This window comes from Ensifer sp. GW821-FHT05G01, from assembly GCF_059419585.1.
Genome location: NZ_JBWKSC010000001.1, coordinates 997,646 through 1,012,551 on the forward strand (window position 1 = coordinate 997,646; position 14,906 = coordinate 1,012,551).

Consider the following 14,906-nt stretch of genomic DNA (forward strand, 5'->3'; position numbering starts at 1 on the left):
AGACAAGCAACACAGACAGTCCCCGTCAAGGGGCGTCTCGATCGGCAGCGATCATCGTCCGTTCTGGCCGATATTTGGTTTGCCGGCGGTGTCGAACAGGAGGCGGATTGCTGTTCGCGTCTCGGTTTTCCACCGGTACTGCTCTTTATTGTCGTGACCGTGAATGTTTTTCGCAATAGGCGCTTGTGCAATCCAAATGCCTGTTCTATAGAGGCGCCGCTGGTCACGGAGTGTAGCGCAGTCTGGTAGCGCACCACGTTCGGGACGTGGGGGTCGCAAGTTCGAATCTTGCCACTCCGACCAGCTAAATCAATACCTTAATTCCCCATTTGCCCGGATCGCATTTCGATGCTGGGCGATTGCGTGCCTTTTCAAGGCACGTAAGCCGCTGCCTCGCAAAAGGCTGGTCTGGCACGCGGAGAGGCTGCTCAAAATGCCGCTCAGGTCGCCGATCCGCTTTTTCACCCGACATTCGCTCCAGGGCGTGATGGAGTAGGGCGCGCACTTGTCGATATCGATGCCTGGAACGAACGCGGCTATACCGCCCGGATCACCGACCTCTTGCAGAGCCGCTCATTCGAATTCTTGGATCAGGATGTCTTGAATGTGGCTGCCGATGGCGACTTCGTGCAGCTTGCCGACCAATGGAATGCGCGAAAGGGATGGGACGACTATTCCAATGCCTCCATCGTGCATTTCACGCACGCCAAGCCAAACACGCAAGAATGCCTGCACCCGGAAAAGGCGACCTTCTTGGAGTACAGAAGACATACGCCCTGGCGGAAGACCAGGCTTCAGACAAGGCGCGACAGGCGCATTCGGACACTGATGCTTTCAGTCAGGAAAAAGTGGCAGCGATTCCGGGCCGCTTCCGGGTTCGGCGCGCCCAGCCGCGTCGATTAGGCGAGCCAGTCTGACAAGTGCCGGCAGGACTGCTGCCAGCAATATCTCGGCCAGATCGCTCAGCCCTGCTTTTCCAGAGCCCTGAGGACGGACTGGCCGATTGCCTGCGCCTGCAGCATCGAGGAAAAGTTGCCCTGCGCCGGGTGGGTGACGCCGCGATACTTTACGACAAAGCACCATTTGCCATTCGGGCGCTTTTCGATAGTCACGGCCGTTTCCGGTTTTTTGTCCGCGGTCATCTTCGTCTCCTTGCGATCCTGCGCGTCGTCGCGCCAGACCTGCCTGATATCCGCATGTCGCGGCTGATGTCCAGTTGCGTCTCGTTTGTGTCGGCTGTCTGGTCGTTATCGACACAATTTTGCGACCTTCGGCGGATCTTTTTGGAAACGTGTCGAAGCACCCCGGCCTGACGACAAGCGCGTCATGCGTTCACAGGAATGCACGAGGGACGCTCGAACACTTTGATTCCGGAAGGTCTTATCCGACTTCAGTGATTCCATGTGCAAGCGGATGCTCTGGACAGCCGTCATCGCGCCAAGGAGCAGAGTTTTGAAGGCAGTCGCATCGGCCGGCGTTCAGCATCCGCTGATCAGGAATCCTGTCGCGAATGACAGGAGAGGGCTCGCAAGGGCCCTGTTTGTCGTGCGATCAAAGTCTGGAAGGAGCTGTGGTCAGGCGGACTGTCCCACGACGTTTGGAAACGGTGAAACAGCCCTATCGGTCATCATGATCGACGCGCCAACTTACAAATGCATCGGCATATTTAAACCCTCAAATTTTATGGCCGCAGCTCAAGGTGAAGCAATTGCAAGCGGTGTGCTGTTTCGGCACAGGGTGGCGCGGCAGGCCGTTGCGGGCGGTTATCCGAATGATGCCATCTCGCGGATCGGCAGGAGCCCGTGATGAAGCATGCTTCAGGCGCGGAGGCCCAGAACCGCATGCGCACCTTGTGATCGGGCCAATTGCTGTTCAATTGGAAACGGCTTGTTCACCCGGCGCTGTCTTATCGGAGTGAACAACAAAGGCGATATTGCCTTCAGCAATCGTTCTCTCCGTGAGGCTCAGATGTTGAAGGAACCGATATTCACATTCCGCGAGATCGCCATATGGTCCGCCATTCTCGGTAGCGTGGTCGGGTACCAGCTTTGGCAGCACGCCGATCCCGCACCGCTGACGATGGTGCTTCCGAGCATCGAGCAGCGGTCGTGATTGCCGCATCATTCCTAAATCGAAATCGATTGAGGGAAGAAAACATGCGGCAATTTTAAAGGGTTACAGCGCTTGTCGGTATTACTCCTCCGGCATGCCGTTGCGCCGAGCGGCCTGAAGCAACTCGATCTCGCCGGCCGTCGAGCCGAACTGGCCCTGAAGCCTTCGTGTTTCCTCCGCGTCGAGCCGGTACTTCCGCGCGAAGGCCTCGATCGTCACGGCCCGCCCAAGAAAGCCACGGTGCGGCGCGTCTTCCCGTTCATGGTCCAGCATCATGGTTGCCCTCCTTCCCTGTCCATGGAAAGTAGTGCAGCAGTCAATTTCGGAAAGATGCGTTGGCGCCATTCAGCGAGGCGTCGTGCAGATCCGTCGCAAAGAAAAGGGCCCAGGTGGGCCCTTTTCCAAATTGTCGGGGCTGCCGGTCAGCCGTCGATCGTGTCGATGATCTCGCTCGCCTTGCCTGCGCTGACGCGGCGAACTTCTGCATCCTCGCGCCGAGCCGCAAACAGCTCTGTTGCCATCAACTGGTCAGCAAGATCGGCCGGCAGCGACAGGATCACGCGTGCGTCTTCCGTATGGATGCCGCCAAGCGCTGAGCGTTTGGCCGTGATCATGCCGCCGGCCACCGTGTTGTTGGTGTCCGGGTCGATCAGGATGAAGGCGCCAGTCGTCCGGTTCTGCTCGTAAGGGTCGAAGATCGCCTGTTCGTCGAAGGCCAGGTGAACCTTGCCGATGGCGTTCATCGGCAGCTGCTCGGCCGGTTCCCACTTGCCGGTCTTCAGATCCAGCTGGCTTGCTGGCTGCACCTGGACACGTTGGCGGCGGCTGCCGCTTTTCAGCCAGTAGCGCTTGCCCGGCTGGATGCCGTCCGCCTGCAGCGCAACGATCTGGGCGTCGAAGGCAAGGCCCGTCAGCGGCTGGCTGTCGATGGCGACGATCATATCGCCACGCGAGACATCGACCTGGCGGTCGAGCACCAGCGTGATGGCGTCGCCCGCCACCGCCGCATTGCGCACGAGATCGAAGGTGACGATCTTGGTGACGTTGGCGACCATGCCGGAGGGCAGGATGACGACGCTGTCGCCCGGCTTCACCGAGCCGCCGGCAACCGTTCCCTGATAGCCGCGGAAGCTCTCGCCTGGACGGGATACACGCTGCACCGGCAGGCGGAAGCCGACCGTCTGGGACGAGCGTGTCGTCGCCAGTTCAAGCACTTCGACCAGTGTGGGGCCGTCGTACCAGGGCATGGAGGCGCGACCGTCGTAAACGACGTTCTCGCCCTTCAGCGCCGAAAGCGGAATTGCCGTGACCTGACGCACGCCAAGCGACAGCGCCAGCTCACGAAACTCGTGGCTGATTTGGTCGAACCGGGCACGATCGTAGTCCGTCAGGTCGATCTTGTTGACGGCCAGGACGAACTGCTTGATGCCCATCAGCGTCGCGATGGTCGCGTGGCGCCGGGTCTGCTCGAGCAGGCCGACACGGGCATCGACCAACAGCACTGCGAGGTCGGCCGTCGAGGCGCCGGTTGCCATGTTGCGGGTGTACTGCTCGTGGCCGGGCGTGTCGGCGACGATGAACGAGCGCCGGTCGGTTGAGAAGTAACGATAGGCGACATCGATGGTGATGCCCTGTTCGCGCTCGGCCTGAAGACCGTCGAGCAGCAGCGCGAAGTCCGGCAGGCCAAGGTCGTTCTGCTTTCCGCTGGAATCACGCCGCAGTGTTGCCGCCTGGTCTTCCTTGACTGCTTTGGTATCCCAGAGCAGCCGGCCGATCAGCGTCGACTTTCCGTCGTCGACCGATCCGCAGGTGATGAGGCGAAGGGGGCGGCTGTCGCGCGTGGCGCGCGCCGTTTCGGAGGCCGGAAACGCCAGAACCTGGCCGGCTGCGTCTTCCTGAACGGCATTCGCGGTTGCTGGTGCGGTCATCAGAAATATCCTTCGCGTTTTTTCTTTTCCATCGAGCCGGATTGGTCACGGTCGATGGCGCGGCCCTGGCGTTCGGATACGGTCGCGGTTTCAAGTTCGGAGATGATGTCGTCGAGTGATGTCGCTTCGGAGCGGATGGCGCCGGTCAGCGGGAAGCAGCCGAGCGTGCGGAAGCGGATCACTTCTTCGCGCCTGGTTTCATCAGGCAAAAGCTCGAGACGCGAGTCTTCGGCAAGGATCATCATGCCGTCGCGTTCGACGACCGGGCGTTTCTTGGCGAAATAAAGCGGCACGATCGGAATGTCTTCGGCCTGGATGTAGCGCCAGATGTCGACCTCGGTCCAGTTCGACAGCGGGAAGGCGCGCACGCTCTCGCCCTTGCGCACCATGCCGTTGTAGACGTTCCAGAGCTCGGGGCGCTGGTTGCGCGGATCCCAGCGGTGGTCGGGGGTGCGGAACGAGTAGATGCGTTCCTTGGCGCGTGAGGCTTCTTCGTCGCGCCGGGCGCCGCCGAATGCCGCATCGTACTGGCCGGCGTCGAGCGCCTGGCGCAGGGCCTCGGTCTTCATGATGTCGGTATAGAGCGCCGAACCGTGGCTGAACGGCGTGACGTTTTCCGCAGCACCGCGCGGATTGACGTGCTCGATCAGGTCGAGGTCGTAGCGCTTCACGATCTCGTTGCGAAACGCGATCATCTCGGCAAACTTCCAGCCGGTGTTGACGTGCAGCAGCGGGAAGGGAACACGGCCGGGATAGAAGGCCTTGCGCGCCAGATGCAGCAGCACCGAGGAATCCTTGCCGATCGAGTAGAGCATGACAGGGCGATCGAACTCGGCGGCCACTTCACGGAAGATGTGGATCGCTTCGTTTTCCAGCGCCTTCAGATGCGGATCAAGCGGCGGCTTGGTGCTCTGCGGGTTATGCAGTTCCGTTTCCGGATGGGTAAGGGGCATTTCAGTCTCCGGGAGGATCTTGTCTTTTGAGGAGCGCGCCTGCCCTCAGGCGGCGCTGCTCGTGTTCGGGATAGTTGAGGTGGTTGCCTCGGGGACGTGGAGACCGCATTCGCGCTTCTCGTCGTTTTCCCACCACCAGCGGCCGGCCCGTTCGGGCTCGCCCGGCTTGATGGCGCGGGTACAGGGCTCGCAGCCGATCGACGGATAGCCTCGGGCATGCAGCGGGTTCACGGGAACGCCATTCGCGGTAACGTAGGTACGGATGGTTTCGATGTCCCAATCGGCGAGCGGATTGATCTTGATGAGGCCGCGCTCGTTATCTGCTTCGGCAAAGGGCGTCGTTGCCCGGTTGCCGGACTGGCCGCGGCGAAGTCCTGTCACCCAGTAGCCGGCGCCCTCGAGTGCGCGCGCAAGGGGTTTAAGCTTGCGCACGTCGCAACAGGCATGCCTGGCTTCGACGCTGTCGTAAAAGCCGTTGGCGCCGTACTGCGCGGCATAGGCGTCGACATCGGCGCTCTCCGGGTGAAAACGCTTGATCAGGATACCGTAGGTCTCTTCCGTCTTGTCGATCAGCGCCACGGTTTCGTTGAAAAGGCGGCCCGTCTGCAGCGTTGCGACGTCGATCGAGAGATCGTTCTTGCCGATGACGGCGGTAATCACCTGATCCTCGATGCCGAGCGACGTGGTAAAGACGGCGCGACCTTCAAGCTCGGCGACGAACGCGAGACGTTCCGCGAGGTCCAGGCCTTCAAGCGCTTCGTTCAAAGCTTTTGCGGTGGCATCGAGGGGTGACGTGGTCATGGCTGCGTCCTGTTCCAACTATTCAGGAATATCGCAGCCGCACGTGAGAAGGGACAGAAATAGCGGTTTCTAATGCCGGGCGTTTGGAGCAAATCTGCCTCTCAGATCGAAAACCAGCGAAAAACGCAAGGTAAACTAGTAATTTACTAGACTTTATACTTGCCTTGGCGCCGTTGGCCCGGCCATTACATGAAAAGCGCGGGCCTTTCGGTCCGCGTTCCAATCGGTGGTTGGGTATTCGCGCCGGCTAGAATTCTGCCCAGCCCTTCTCCTGTTGGGCCGCAGGGCTGCGATAGGCGGCGGCAAGCCTGCGGTTGAGCGTGCGTGCTGGCGAAGAGGCTGCCTGCTCGACGGAGGGGGATCCGACGAGATGCACCGGATGCGTCTGGCCGTTGCCGGTCTTGAAACGCATCAGGAGATCGTTGAGCGCACCGGCCTCCCGAGCGAGGCTATGGCTTGCAGCCGTTGACTGCTCCACCATCGCCGCATTCTGCTGGGTGCCCTGGTCGATCGAGTTGACCGCCGTGTTGATCTGCTGGATTCCGGCCGACTGTTCGCGGGCGCTTTCGACGATGGCCGTCACGTGGGCGCTGATTTCCTGCACCTCTGCAATGATGCCCTCCAGTGCCGCTCCGGTCTCGCGCACCAGGCTGACGCCGGATTTGACCTGGGCGCCGGAGGTGGCGATCAGCACCTTGATCTCCTTGGCGGCGTGGGCCGAGCGCTGGGCGAGTTCGCGTACTTCCTGGGCGACCACGGCAAAACCCTTGCCAGCCTCGCCGGCGCGAGCAGCCTCGACGCCGGCATTCAGCGCCAGGAGGTTCGTCTGGAAGGCGATGTCGTCGATAACGCCGATGATGCTGGAGATCTCTCGCGAAGAGGCCTCGATGCCGCTCATGGCGGTGACGGCGTTGCCGACGATTTCGCCGGATTTTTCCGCCGCTCCGCGGGTTCTGGTGACCAGACTTCCGGCTTCCTCGGCGCGCCGGCTTGCGTCGGCGACTGTCGTTGCGATCTGGTCGAGGGCAGCGGCCGTCTCCTCGACGGAGGCTGCCTGCTGTTCGGTCCGCTTCGATAGGTCACCGGCCGCCGAGCGAATTTCGCTGGCGCCGGCATTGATGCTGCGGGCATTGTCGCCGACGGAGCGCAGGGCATCTTCCAGATTGCCGACCGAACTGTTGAAGTTGGTGCGAAGCGCGTCGAGCCGCTCGGCAAGCGGCGTGCGGATACGATAGGTCAGGTCGCCTTCGGCAAGGCGGTCGAGCCCGAAGGCCAGCGCTTCGACGGCCGCTTGCACTTCCCCAGTTTCCCTGGCCTTTTGTGCCTCGCGCTGTTCGCGCTCGCGCTCCGAAAGCGAGCGGTTTGCCTCCGCGTCCTTTTCCAGTCTTTGGCGTTCAAGCGCATTGTCGCGGAACACGGCGACGGCGCCTGCCATCTGGCCGATTTCATCCCGCCGCCCTTCACCGTAGATCAATGTCGTGAGGTTGCCGGCGGCAAGCTGCCGCATCGCTTCGCGCAGCTTCGAAAGCGGGCGGAAAAGTCCGGAGATGACGAACCACACCGTTGCTGCGAGTGTGGCGAGTGCGAGGCCGGCTATCACCGTTTGCCAAAGCGTCAGGGTGTTCTTTTCGGTGATCGCTGCCCTGAGTTCGGTGTTTGCCACGGACAGCTGCAACTTGATCAGTTCGCTGATCGGCACGGCGAGGGGATCGACCGCGGGATAGAGCCGGGCATCGACGAAGCGCTCGAGTTCCGCCTTGTCCTGGCGATCGAGGATCTGCATGAGCGCGCGGATCGAAGCGTCGCTTTCCACCCGTGCCCTATCGAAGCTCTCCGCGAGCGTCTTTTCCTCCGGCGTCAACCTGGTCGCCTCGTAGGCGCGCCATTGCGTGTCGATCGTGGAAAGGGCTGCCGTGATCGCTTCTTTGCCGGCGCCCCAGCCGAGGGCGCTGCTGCGCACCTTGTGGGTGGTGTCGACGATCTCGACCGCATACATGTCCGACACTGTCTTCAACTGATCGACTGGCACCAGTCGATCGGCAACGATGGATTCTGTGCGCTTGGAAATCGATGTCATCGCATTGAATGCCGTGACGATCATGACCAGCATGGCCACGGCGAGCAGCGAAAAACAAATAAGCAGGCGTGCTTTGATTGTCATGGAAACGCTCTTCGGTTGCCCGCAAGGCAAATTCGTCCTCGTCCGATGACTGCGGACGTACCGCTTGGACATCAGTTGGCGTGCTTGCCTTGGCAAGGGAGATGACGATGGCCCGATGGAGCACGCAAAATCTTTGCAGCCGATTGCCGTCATGGCACATCCGCCAAGCGTTCACTCCGTCTGATATAGACATAACAGGTGGAGATTAAAAATGGCTAAATTTTAAGCTGTTGAATGGCGCTTGTGCAACCATCGGTTCGTGACTTGCGGCGAGGCCGACTGTCGGGTTGCCGAACGCTGCCCTTCGCTCAAGATTTGTTGAACGACAGATGCTTTCGCCTCCGGAGCTTCGGGTTCAATCTCCAGGTCTCCAAGGCAAATGAAGGAGTGGCCGATGTTCGTGTTCTTTCCTCGCCGCGTTCTTATCGCAAGCATGGGGGTGATGCTTCTGGTTTCCGGCGCCTACGCCCATCATGGCTGGTCCTGGGCCGAAGCCGACCAGATCGAGCTGTCAGGCACGATCCGCGAAATCTCGATGGCACCGCCGCACCCGACGCTCCAAGTCGAAACCGAAAAGGATGGACTGTGGCGTATCGAATTGGGCAATCCCAGGCAGACGGAGCGCTCTGGCTTTGTCGAAGGTGTTGCCAATGTGGGCGATCAGATCGTCGTTCTCGGCAATCGCTCGCTCGATCCGGCCGAAAAGCGCCTAAAGGCGGTCCGCGTCAGCATCGGCGGCAAGACCTTTGACATCTATCCGGAACGCATCCGGACCGGTGGATGAGCGCGGCCGAGTTGCTTGAAGCGATCGCGGCCTGGCCACTTGCATCGGCGATGCGTCGATCCGCGATCCTCTATCTCGTCGTCAATGCGGCACACATCCTGGCGATCGCGCTTCTGGTCGGTGCGATTGTGCCGCTGGATCTGCGGCTGCTCGGTTTTTTCGGCAACACTTCGCTGGAAGTGCTTGGCCCCTTCCTCTCGCGCGCAGCTGCAGTTGGTCTGGCCCTCGTGGTCGTAACCGGCTTCTGCCTCTTCAGCGTGCGACCGGCGGCCTATGCGGGCAATCCGGCATTCCTCATAAAGCTGGTATTGCTGGCGGTTGGAGCGGTTAATGCCATTCTCCTGCAATCGAGCGACGCTTGGCGGACGGTTGCAGCTGGCGGCCCGATCGCAGGTACTGTGCGGCTGGCCGCCGGAATTTCCCTGCTCGTCTGGCCCGGCGCTTTGCTGGCCGGCCGCTGGATCGGCTTTCTTTGAAACAGGCGATCACTGATTTTTTTGCGTGCAAAGCCGCACCGGCAGCGGGCCGGTGGCGGTCGCATGGTCGAGATCGTAGCGGCGATGGCGCGCAGATGACGCCATCGAACAATCCCTATCTGTCGCTGACGGCCCAGCGCGGATTGACCCACGGCTCCTGGTTGGACCGGGCAAGCGGCTGCTTGCCGAGGATGTGGTCGGCGGCCTTTTCGCCGGTCATGATCGACGGGCTGTTGAGGTTGCCGTAGGTCACGTGCGGGAAGATCGAGCTGTCGGCGACGCGCAAGCCATCGACGCCGATGACACGCGTCTCCGGGTCGACCACGGCCATCGGGTCGTCCTTGGCGCCCATCCGGCAGGTGCCGCTGGGATGATAGGCGCTTTCCAGATGCTCACGCAGGAAGGCGTCGATTTCGTCGTCCGTCTGCACCTTCTCGCCCGGCTGGATTTCCGGCCCGCGATACTGGTCGAAAGCCTGCTGGCCGAAGATCTCGCGGGTGAGGCGCACACAGTGGCGGAATTTCTCCCAGTCTTCCGGGTGGCTCATATAGTTGAAGCGGATGACCGGGTCGGCCATCGGATCGGACGATCGCAGGGTGACGTTGCCGCGCGATTTCGACAGGTTGTAGCCGACATGCACCTGGAAGCCGTGGCTCTTCGCCGCCGCCTTGCCGTCGTAGCTGATGGCGACCGGCAGGAAGTGATACTGGATGTCGGGCTGTTTGACGCCCGGCGCCGAGCGCAGGAAGGCGCAGGCCTCGAACTGGTTGGAGGCGCCGAGGCCGCCTTTCGACAGCAGCCACTGCGCACCGGCAACACCCTGCCAGAACCATGGCAGCCAGGAATAGAGCGAGACCGGCTTGGTCGAGACCTGCTGGAAATAGAACTCCATATGGTCTTGCAGATTGGCGCCGACGCCGGGTCTATCGACCTTGACCTCAATGCCCATGTCCTTCAGGTGCTGCGCCGGCCCGATGCCCGAAAGCATCAGGAGTTTCGGCGAGTTGAAGGAGGAGGCCGAGACGATTACCTCGCGGTTCGCCTTGACGATCTCGATCTTGCCGCCGCGCTCGATCTCGACGCCGGTCGCCCGGCCGTTTTCGATCACCACCTTGCGGGCGAAGCAGCGCAGCAGCGAAACGTTCGGCCGCTTCATCGCCGGCCGGAGATAGGCGTTTGCCGCCGACCAGCGGCGACCCTGCCAGACGGTCTGCTCCATCAGGCCGAAGCCTTCCTGCTTGGAGCCGTTATAATCGTCGGTCAGTTCGAAGCCGGCCTGCTTGCCGGCCTCGATGAAGGCGTGGAACAGAGGGTTTTTTACCGGCCCGCGCTTGACGTGCAACGGCCCGTCGGTGCCGCGCCAGCCGGCCTCGCCGCCGTGAGAATGCTCCATGCGCTTGAAGTAGGGCAGCACATCCGCATAGGCCCAGCCGCGTGCGCCAAGATCCTCCCAGCGATTAAAGTCCTCGGCGTGGCCGCGAACGTAGACAAGGCCGTTGATCGAGGAGGAGCCGCCGATGACCTTTCCGCGCGGCGCGGTGATGCGCCGGTTATTAAGGTTCGGCTCGGGCTCGGAATGATAGCCCCAGTTGTAGCGATCCATGCTCATCGGCCAGGCAAGCGCTGCCGGCATCTGGATGAACGGCCCGATATCAGAGCCGCCATATTCGAGCACGAGCACCGAATGCTTGCCATCCTCCGAGAGACGGTAGGCGAGCGCCGAACCGGCCGAGCCGGAGCCGATGATGATGTAATCTGCCTGCATAGTCGTGCTCTTTCTTCTACCTGGCTGCCAGCGGCATGCCCCTCATCCGCACGGTGAGGGATGCGCCCCTCATCCGGCTGCCGCCACCTTCTCCCCGCTTGCGGGGAGAAGGGACGTTGACGCACCGTTTCACGGACTCTCGAACTCTCGTGTGGCAAGTCCCCTCTCCCCGCCTGCGGGGAGAGGGTGAGGGGCAAGCCCCAATCTCAATACGGCGCCTGCACCGGGCTCATCCCGACATAGACGGTCTTCAACTCGCTGTAGTGGTTGAGCGCCGCCACGGAATTCTCGCGTCCGAAGCCGGATTGCTTGGAACCGCCGAAGGGGATCTCGACCGGGCAGAGATTGTAGGTGTTGATCCACAGCGTACCGGCCTCCAGCTGGTCGACCACCCGATGGGCGCGGGTGATGTCGGCGGTAAAGACGCCGGCCGACAGGCCAAATTCGGTGGCATTGGCGCGCGCGACGACCTCGGCCTCGTCGTCGAAGTCGAGCACGCACATCACTGGGCCGAAGATTTCCTCGCGCGCGATTGTCATGTCGTCCGTGACGTCGGCAAAGACGGTCGGCTGGATATAGGTGCCCTCGGCGCTCACCGCGTTCGGGATGCCGCCGCCGGTGACGAGACGCGCGCCTTCTGACTTGCCCTTTTCGATATAGGAGAAGACCTTGTCGCGTTGTGCGCCCGACACCATCGGCCCGAGCTGGGTCGCCTCATCCATCGGGTCACCGATGATGATCGCTTCGGTGCGAGCCTTGAGGCGATCGAGGAACGCGTCCTTGATGCCCTTCTGCACGAAGACGCGGGTGCCGTTCGAGCAGACCTGGCCGGTGGAATAGAAGTTGCCGAGCATGGCGCCGCCGATGGCGCTTTCGAGGTCGGCGTCTTCGAACACGATCAGCGGCGACTTGCCGCCAAGCTCCATCGTCACATGTTTGAGTTCGGCGGCGGCAGCACCCGCCACCTTCTTGCCGGTCGGCACCGAACCGGTCAGCGAAACCTTGGCGACGTCAGGATGGTTGACGAGCAGCGGCCCGGTGGTGCGGTCGCCCTGGATGACGTTGTATAGGCCCTTCGGCAGGCCGGCCTCGATCAGGATTTCCGCGATCTTCAGCGCCCCGAGCGGGGTGTTTTCCGACGGCTTGAACACCATGGCGTTGCCGGCGGCAAGCGCCGGCGCGCCCTTCCAGCAGGCGATCTGCTGCGGGTAGTTCCAGGCGCCGATGCCGACGCAGACGCCTAAGGGCACACGCTTGGTGTAGGCGAAGTCGCCGCCGAGGGGGATGTAGTCGCCGTTGAGCGCGGTGGCGATGACGCCGCCGAAGAACTCGAAACTATCGGCGCCCGATGTCGGGTCGGCGACGATCGTTTCCTGGATCGGCTTGCCGGTGTCGAGCGTCTCGAGTTCGGAAAGCTCGCGGTTGCGCTCGCGCATGATCTCGGCGGCGCGCTTGAGGATGCGGCCGCGCGCCGTCGGGCTCATGGCGGCCCATTCCGGCTGGGCGCGCTTGGCAGCGGCAATCGCCTTTTCGACGATCGCGGGCGTTGCCGCGTGCAGCCGGGCGATCACTTCGCCGGTTGCCGGATAGATGCTCTCGATGACGGTGCCGGCGGTGTCCTCGACATATTCGCCGTCGATGAAGTGCGAGGCTTGCGGTTGGGCTTTCATGTCATTCTCCCCGCGGATAGCGTTTGGATTCCTCGAGATTGTCGAGGTTCATATGGTTGCGCATGTAGCGCTCGGATGCCTTTTGCAGCGGCTGGTGGTCCCAGGGGTAATAGGCGCCGTTTCTCAGTGCCTCATAGACCACCCAGCGCCGGGCCTGGCTTTCGCGCACGGCGGCATCGAAGGCCTCCATGTCCCAGTGGGCGGCGCACATGTCCTGGAATGCCTGCAGCGTTGCCGAGTGCACTGGCGTTTCGGGATTGGCGGCGATGTTGTTCAACTCCAGCGGGTCGGCCTCGAGATCGTAGAGCTGATCCGGGTCGAGTGCGCAGTGGATGTATTTCCATTTGCCTTCGCGAATGGCGACCAGCGGTGCGTAGGAGCCTTCCGCCGCATACTCCATCAGCACCGGCTCGGTGCGCTCCTCGCCGTTGATGGCAGGCACCAGGCTGATACCGTCGGTCCAGGGCTTCACCTCGTCCATCGAGATGCCGGCAAGGTCGCAAAGCGTCGGCGTTACGTCGAGGTTTGACGTCGGAGCAAGGTGCAGGCCGGGCGTCACGCCGGGGCCCGCCACCATCAGCGGCACGCGGGCCGAGCCCTCGAAGAAGTTCATCTTGAACCAGAGGCCGCGCTCGCCGAGCATGTCGCCATGATCCGAGCAGAACAGGATCAGCGTGTTGTCGCGCATCCGGGTGCGAGTCAGCGTGTCCAAGAGTTCGCCGACCTTCTCGTCGAGATAGGAAATATTGGCGAAATAGGCGCGCCGCGAGCGGCGGATATTGTCTTCGGTGAGGTCGAAGTTGCCGTAGTCGCAGGAATGCATGATGCGCTTCGAATGCGGGTCCTGCTTTTCCTCCGCCAGCATGCCGACCTCTGGCAGAAGATGCTCGCAACCCTCGTAGAGATCCCAGAATTTCTTGCGTGCGACATAAGGGTCGTGCGGATGGGTGAAGGAGACGGTGAGGCACCACGGGCGGCGGCCTGCATCGTCGTTTTCGCGCGACAGCTGGTAGAGCTTCTGATTGGCGAGGAAGGCGACCTCGTCGTCATATTCCATCTGGTTGGTGATCTCGGCGGTACCGGCGCCGGTGACCGAGCCGAGATTGTGATACCACCAGTCGATGCGCTCACCGGGCTTGCGATAATCCGGCGTCCAGCCGAAATCGGCGGGATAGATGTCGGTCGTCAGCCGCTCCTCGAAACCATGCAACTGATCCGGCCCGACGAAATGCATCTTGCCTGATAGCGCCGTGTAATAGCCGGCGCGGCGCAGGTGATGGGCATAGGTCGGGATCGACGACTGGTATTCTGCGGCGTTGTCATAGACGCGGGTGCGGCTCGGCAGCTGCCCCGCCATGAACGAGGCGCGGGCTGGCGCGCAAAGCGGCGAAGAGGTGTAATTGTTGCGAAAGCGGGCAGAGCGCGCGGCAAGGGTCTTCAGGTTCGGCGCATGCAGGAAATCCGCCGGGCCGTCGGGAAAGAACTTTCCATTCAGCTGGTCGACCATGATGATCAGGATGTTCGGTCTGGCGGTCATGCGGGCCGTCCTTGGCGGTAGAGCTGGTCGAGATGCGAGGTGACATAGTCTTCGGTCAACGCGATCGAGGCTTCGATGCCGATCGGCGCGGAGCGCAGACTCTGGCGGATGTAAAGCCCGTCGATCATCGCAGCTGCGCCTTCCGCAATGCGTTCCGCGTCATCGACGGGGCAAAGGACTTTCAGGTTCGCCACCAGGTTGGAGCGCAGCCGCCGGGCATAGACGACGAGGAAGCGGCGCACGTCCTCCGAACGCTGGGCTTCGGAATAGAAGGCGAGCCATGCAGCAATGGTGTCGGGCGCAAACTGGCTTGCCTGGAACGAGACGCGGATCAGAGCGCTCAGTTTTTCGCGCGGCGCTGTCGCCGCATTCAGCGCCGTCACCGTATCGTCGCGCAGCTGCCTTAGAAGGCTACGCACGGTCTCGATCAGCAATTGCTCCTTGCTGCCGAAATAGTGATGCGCAAGGGCGGGGGAGACGCCAGCACGGCGGGCGATGTCGGACATGGTGACGGCAAGCGTGCCCTGATCGCCGATCACGCGCAGCGCCGCGTCCACCAGCGCCTTTCGGCGCACCGGTTCCATTCCGACCTTGGGCATCTGTCTCTCCCTTGACGATCGTTAGTTTATTTTTGATTGACTCATCAATCAATAAAAAACTTGGACGTTTTTGCTTTCTTTTTGCAGAGAAATCCGGCTCAATCCGATGGTGGCGTTCTG

At 61.9% G+C, this 14,906-nt stretch carries 12 protein-coding genes, 1 tRNA gene and 2 pseudogenes; 4 read left to right on the top strand and 11 right to left on the bottom strand.

What is annotated here, in order from left to right; genetic code table 11:
- Nucleotides 1-226 precede the first annotated feature (226 nt).
- Nucleotides 227-303, top strand: a tRNA-Pro gene (locus tag AC07UR_RS04795).
- 659 nt (nt 304-962) lie between these two features.
- Here the strand turns inward: AC07UR_RS04795 and AC07UR_RS04800 are convergent.
- Nucleotides 963-1,142 carry a hypothetical protein gene (locus AC07UR_RS04800; RefSeq protein ID WP_173419266.1) on the bottom strand — a complete coding sequence of 60 codons (180 nt, stop codon included), beginning with the start codon at nt 1,140-1,142 and terminating at the stop codon, nt 963-965.
- Between the two features lie 826 nt (nt 1,143-1,968).
- Here AC07UR_RS04800 and AC07UR_RS04805 point away from each other — a divergent pair.
- On the top strand, nt 1,969-2,112 hold the full coding sequence (locus AC07UR_RS04805; protein ID WP_173419267.1) for a hypothetical protein: 144 nt from the start codon (nt 1,969-1,971) through the stop codon (nt 2,110-2,112).
- Between the two features lie 81 nt (nt 2,113-2,193).
- Here the strand turns inward: AC07UR_RS04805 and AC07UR_RS04810 are convergent, their stop codons facing one another.
- The 6 genes and pseudogenes from AC07UR_RS04810 to AC07UR_RS04835 form a co-directional block, all read right to left on the bottom strand.
- A complete protein-coding gene (locus tag AC07UR_RS04810) occupies nt 2,194-2,388 on the bottom strand; it encodes a hypothetical protein (protein ID WP_234941600.1) in 195 nt (64 codons plus the stop codon).
- Nucleotides 2,389-2,534: 146 nt separating this feature from the next.
- Nucleotides 2,535-4,040: a sulfate adenylyltransferase subunit CysN gene (cysN, locus tag AC07UR_RS04815; RefSeq protein WP_173419269.1), complete on the bottom strand. Its 1,506-nt coding sequence runs from the start codon at nt 4,038-4,040 to the stop codon at nt 2,535-2,537.
- Nucleotides 4,040-4,993 carry a sulfate adenylyltransferase subunit CysD gene (gene cysD / locus AC07UR_RS04820; RefSeq protein ID WP_209787159.1) on the bottom strand — a complete coding sequence of 318 codons (954 nt, stop codon included), beginning with the start codon at nt 4,991-4,993 and terminating at the stop codon, nt 4,040-4,042. Before cysD ends, cysN begins: the two co-directional genes overlap by 1 nt.
- Nucleotides 4,994-5,038: 45 nt before the next feature.
- Entirely contained in the window at nt 5,039-5,794 is a 756-nt protein-coding gene (locus tag AC07UR_RS04825) for a phosphoadenylyl-sulfate reductase (protein WP_209787157.1), read from the bottom strand.
- A 247-nt stretch (nt 5,795-6,041) separates the two neighbouring features.
- Nucleotides 6,042-7,376, bottom strand: a pseudogene (locus tag AC07UR_RS04830) (methyl-accepting chemotaxis protein); the annotation flags it as partial.
- 78 nt (nt 7,377-7,454) lie between these two features.
- Nucleotides 7,455-8,108, bottom strand: a pseudogene (locus AC07UR_RS04835) (MCP four helix bundle domain-containing protein); the annotation flags it as partial.
- Nucleotides 8,109-8,349: 241 nt separating this feature from the next.
- On the opposite strand from AC07UR_RS04835, the gene AC07UR_RS04840 reads away from it, so the two are divergent.
- Together AC07UR_RS04840 and AC07UR_RS04845 are read left to right on the top strand one after the other, a co-directional pair.
- A complete protein-coding gene (locus AC07UR_RS04840; protein ID WP_173419273.1) occupies nt 8,350-8,739 on the top strand; it encodes a DUF6152 family protein in 390 nt (129 codons plus the stop codon).
- Nucleotides 8,736-9,215 (top strand): DUF2214 domain-containing protein, encoded by a 480-nt coding sequence (locus AC07UR_RS04845; RefSeq protein ID WP_209787153.1) that lies wholly within the window; start codon nt 8,736-8,738, stop codon nt 9,213-9,215. The genes AC07UR_RS04840 and AC07UR_RS04845 overlap by 4 nt, the downstream gene beginning before the upstream one ends.
- Before the next feature lie 115 nt (nt 9,216-9,330).
- Here AC07UR_RS04845 and betA read toward each other — a convergent pair whose 3' ends face one another.
- The 4 genes from betA to betI form a co-directional block, all read right to left on the bottom strand.
- Entirely contained in the window at nt 9,331-10,980 is a 1,650-nt protein-coding gene (betA, locus tag AC07UR_RS04850) for a choline dehydrogenase (protein ID WP_209787150.1), read from the bottom strand.
- 206 nt (nt 10,981-11,186) lie between these two features.
- Nucleotides 11,187-12,650 (bottom strand): betaine-aldehyde dehydrogenase, encoded by a 1,464-nt coding sequence (betB, locus tag AC07UR_RS04855; RefSeq protein ID WP_173419276.1) that lies wholly within the window; start codon nt 12,648-12,650, stop codon nt 11,187-11,189.
- A gap of 1 nt (nt 12,651) precedes the next feature.
- Nucleotides 12,652-14,187 (bottom strand): choline-sulfatase, encoded by a 1,536-nt coding sequence (gene betC / locus AC07UR_RS04860; RefSeq protein ID WP_173419277.1) that lies wholly within the window; start codon nt 14,185-14,187, stop codon nt 12,652-12,654.
- On the bottom strand, nt 14,184-14,786 hold the full coding sequence (gene betI / locus AC07UR_RS04865) for a transcriptional regulator BetI (protein ID WP_173419278.1): 603 nt from the start codon (nt 14,784-14,786) through the stop codon (nt 14,184-14,186). The genes betC and betI overlap by 4 nt, the downstream gene beginning before the upstream one ends.
- Nucleotides 14,787-14,906 lie beyond the last annotated feature (120 nt).

Bases quoted from the DNA above. Each gene is read 5' to 3' on its own strand.
- cysD (WP_209787159.1), bottom strand. From the start codon at position 4,993: ATGCCCCTTACCCATCCGGAAACGGAACTGCATAACCCGCAGAGCACC.
- AC07UR_RS04810 (WP_234941600.1), bottom strand. From the start codon at position 2,388: ATGATGCTGGACCATGAACGGGAAGACGCGCCGCACCGTGGCTTTCTT.
- AC07UR_RS04845 (WP_209787153.1), top strand. From the start codon at position 8,736: ATGAGCGCGGCCGAGTTGCTTGAAGCGATCGCGGCCTGGCCACTTGCA.
- AC07UR_RS04825 (WP_209787157.1), bottom strand. From the start codon at position 5,794: ATGACCACGTCACCCCTCGATGCCACCGCAAAAGCTTTGAACGAAGCG.
- betC (WP_173419277.1), bottom strand. From the start codon at position 14,187: ATGACCGCCAGACCGAACATCCTGATCATCATGGTCGACCAGCTGAAT.
- AC07UR_RS04800 (WP_173419266.1), bottom strand. From the start codon at position 1,142: ATGACCGCGGACAAAAAACCGGAAACGGCCGTGACTATCGAAAAGCGC.
- betB (WP_173419276.1), bottom strand. From the start codon at position 12,650: ATGAAAGCCCAACCGCAAGCCTCGCACTTCATCGACGGCGAATATGTC.
- betI (WP_173419278.1), bottom strand. From the start codon at position 14,786: ATGCCCAAGGTCGGAATGGAACCGGTGCGCCGAAAGGCGCTGGTGGAC.
- betA (WP_209787150.1), bottom strand. From the start codon at position 10,980: ATGCAGGCAGATTACATCATCATCGGCTCCGGCTCGGCCGGTTCGGCG.
- cysN (WP_173419269.1), bottom strand. From the start codon at position 4,040: ATGACCGCACCAGCAACCGCGAATGCCGTTCAGGAAGACGCAGCCGGC.
- AC07UR_RS04805 (WP_173419267.1), top strand. From the start codon at position 1,969: ATGTTGAAGGAACCGATATTCACATTCCGCGAGATCGCCATATGGTCC.
- AC07UR_RS04840 (WP_173419273.1), top strand. From the start codon at position 8,350: ATGTTCGTGTTCTTTCCTCGCCGCGTTCTTATCGCAAGCATGGGGGTG.